Source organism: Sphingorhabdus sp. (assembly GCF_046596595.1).
Classification (GTDB): domain Bacteria; phylum Pseudomonadota; class Alphaproteobacteria; order Sphingomonadales; family Sphingomonadaceae; genus Sphingorhabdus_B.
This window is the reverse complement of the sequence record NZ_JBKJMB010000089.1, coordinates 1-2,139: the sequence shown is the minus strand read 5'-3', so window position 1 is coordinate 2,139 and position 2,139 is coordinate 1. Positions and strand designations below refer to the sequence as shown.

The 2,139-nt window shown below is 57.5% G+C and carries 2 protein-coding genes; both read left to right on the top strand.

Annotated features, from left to right (window positions below):
• A partial coding sequence (locus tag ACLL9E_RS08875) for a cryptochrome/photolyase family protein (RefSeq protein WP_411291381.1) occupies positions 1-1,156 on the top strand: 1,156 nt, incomplete at its 5' end.
• A gap of 64 nt (positions 1,157-1,220) precedes the next feature.
• Positions 1,221-2,000, top strand: coding sequence for a sulfurtransferase (locus ACLL9E_RS08870; protein WP_411291380.1), 780 nt, complete (start codon positions 1,221-1,223; stop codon positions 1,998-2,000).
• Positions 2,001-2,139 lie beyond the last annotated feature (139 nt).

The following is a 2,139-nucleotide window of genomic DNA, read 5'->3' as shown; positions in this document are numbered from 1 at the left end:
GGTCGACATCCTGCCTGACGACCGTTTTTTGTGTACGCACGCCGAATTTGAACTCTGGGCCAAAGACCGCAAGCAACTGCGCATGGAATATTTCTATCGCGATATGCGGCGCAAATCGGGCCTTTTGATGAACGGCGATGCGCCCGAAGGCGGGCAGTGGAATTTCGACGCAGAAAACCGCAAACCCGCAAAGCGCGATCTGGCGATGCCAAAGCCGCTAAATTTTGCGCCCAATGCAGTCACGCAGGAAGTGATTGCGATGGTCGAGGACCGCTTTAGCCGGAATATAGGCGAGACGGGCAAGTTCGGATTTGCCGTGACGCGGGCAGATGCGTTGAAGCAGCAGGAGCACTTTCTGGCGCATGCCTTGCCCTTTTTCGGGGATTATCAGGACGCGATGCTTACGGGCGAGCCGTTTTTGTGGCACTCCATCCTCTCCCCCTACATCAATGCAGGCTTGCTTGACCCGCTTGAGCTATGCCGTGCGGTGGAGGCGCAGTACCAAGCAGGCAAAGTGCCGATTAACGCTGCGGAGGGCTTTATCCGTCAGGTTATTGGCTGGCGCGAGTATGTACGCGGGATTTACTGGCATGCAGGCCCCGAATATGTGCAGAGCAATGCCCTTGCCGCCACTCGGCCCTTGCCCGAATTTTACTGGACGGGTGACACCGACATGCACTGCCTGTCGCAGACCATCGGCCAAACGATCGAACATGCCTATGCGCATCATATCCAGCGGCTGATGATCACCGGCAACTTCGCTTTACTCGCCGGGCTTGACCCCAAAGCGGTGCATGAATGGTATCTTGCGGTCTATGCCGATGCCTATGAATGGGTCGAATTGCCGAATAGCCTGGGCATGAGCCAGTTTGCAGATGGCGGGCTGCTGGCGTCCAAACCCTATGCCGCAAGCGGCGCCTATATCAACCGCATGTCCGATTATTGCAGCAGCTGCCGGTATGACGTGAAGCAACGCATTGGGCCCAAGGCATGTCCGTTCAACGCTTTGTACTGGGAGTTCATTGCGCGCAACGAAGACAAATTGCGCAAAAACCCGCGCATGGCGATGCCGTATAAAAACTGGGACCGCATGGCGGACACCGACAAAGTTGCGTTGCGGGCCCAAGCACAGCAATTTCTCGAAACACTTGGATAGTTTGGAAAAGCTGCTTATCTTGCAGCGCACAAGAATCACAAAAAAGCGGGCAAGGACGTAAAACATGGAATTGTTAGTAAGCACCGAATGGTTGGCTAAAGAAATCGGCGCGTCCGACTTGCGTGTGGTCGATGCAACCTGGTTCATGCCCGACGCAGGCCGCAATGCGCAGGCCGAGTATGAAGGTGGCCATATTCCATCGGCTGTCTTCATGGACTTGGAAGAGCTTGCCGATGGCAATAGCAGCTTGCCTAACACCTTGCCGCCGCCTGAAAAGTTTGCCAGCCGCATGCAATCGCTTGGACTTGGCGACGGTAGCCGCATCGTCGTTTACGACGACAGCCCGTTCAAATCGGCGACCCGCGCTTGGTGGATGCTCACATTGTTCGGCGCGCACGACGTCGCCATATTGGATGGCGGAATTGCCAAGTGGAAGGCCGAAGGACGTCCGCTCGAGACCGGCAAGCCCGCTTTGCGCCACCGTCACTTCACGGTTTGGAAAGATGACAAGGCCGTGCGCAACAAGGCGGACATGCTCGCCAATCTGCACAGCAAGGGAGCCGTCGTCGTCGATGCACGCGGCGCTGGCCGGTTTACCGGCGAAGAAGCCGAGCCACGCCCCGAAATGGGGTCGGGACATATTCCGGGCAGCCGCAACTTGCCCTTCAGCCAGTTGTTCAACGCCGACGGCACGTGGAAGCGCGGCGATGAACTCGCCCAAGCCTATAATGATGCCGGCGTTGATCTCAGCCAGCCGATGATCACGACATGTGGGTCAGGGATGACCGCAGCGGTTGTCCTGTTCGGCGCGCGGATGACGGGCAAGACTGATGTGTCATTATAGGCTTGGGCGAGTTCATCGCCGCGCTTCCACGTGCCGTCGGCGTTGAACAACTTGCCCTTCAGCCAGTTGTTCAACGCAGACGGCACGTGGAAGCGCGGCGATGAACTCGCTCAGGCCTATAACGATGCCGGCGTTGACC

Bases quoted from the DNA above. Each gene is read 5' to 3' on its own strand.
- ACLL9E_RS08870 (WP_411291380.1), top strand. From the start codon at position 1,221: ATGGAATTGTTAGTAAGCACCGAATGGTTGGCTAAAGAAATCGGCGCG.